Consider the following 711-nt stretch of genomic DNA (forward strand, 5'->3'; position numbering starts at 1 on the left):
GTGTAATGTCGGCGATGCCGCCGAGGGAAACCGAAGCGGGAAACACTTTGGGGCTATAGCTCAGTTGGTAGAGCGCCTGCATGGCATGCAGGAGGTCAGGAGTTCAATTCTCCTTAGCTCCACAGAAGAACCCCTCAGCGGAGTTCCCAAGATCCCGTCCGATCGCATCGGACGGGATCTTCTGGTTTTCCCTGCTCTCACGCCGAGTTCAGCGCCACCGTCGGGTGCAGGCGGGAGGCGCGGATCGCCGGGTACAGGCCCGCGACCACGCCGATCGCCAGCGTGGCGGCCAGGCCGCCCGCCAGGGACCAGGGTGGGACGACCGTCGCCCAGCCCCGGGACCGCGCGAAGCCGTGCGTGGCCGCCGCGCCGAGCAGCGCTCCCGTGCCGCCGCCGAGCGCCGAAAGCAGCAGGGACTCGGTCAGGAACTGCAGCCGGATCGCGTTGCGCGTGGCGCCCAGCGAGCGGCGCAGGCCGATCTCCTGGCGGCGTTCCAGGACCGAGATGACCATGGTGTTGGCCACTCCGACCCCGCCGACCAGCAGGGCCACCGCGCCCAGGCCCAGCATCAGGTGGGTCAGGCCCTCGTTCGTGGCGGCCTTGGCGGCCAGCGCGTCCGAGGGGCGGGAGACCTTGACGACCGCCTCGTCGCCGGGGTTGACGGTGCGGGCCAGGACCGCCCGTACGTTTTCGACCGAGGCGTCCGTGGAG

The 711-nt window shown here is 70.0% G+C and carries 1 protein-coding gene and 1 tRNA gene; one reads left to right on the top strand and one right to left on the bottom strand.

The window, feature by feature from the left end; all coding sequences use genetic code 11:
- The first annotated feature begins 49 nt into the window (after positions 1-49).
- Positions 50-122 (top strand) — tRNA-Ala (locus KUM32_RS39755).
- A gap of 75 nt (positions 123-197) precedes the next feature.
- Here the strand turns inward: KUM32_RS39755 and KUM32_RS39760 are convergent.
- Positions 198-711, bottom strand: a 514-nt coding sequence (locus KUM32_RS39760; protein WP_217146598.1) for an ABC transporter permease, incomplete at its 5' end; no start/stop codon positions are given.

It is taken from the genome of Streptomyces sp. AC627_RSS907, from assembly GCF_019049165.1.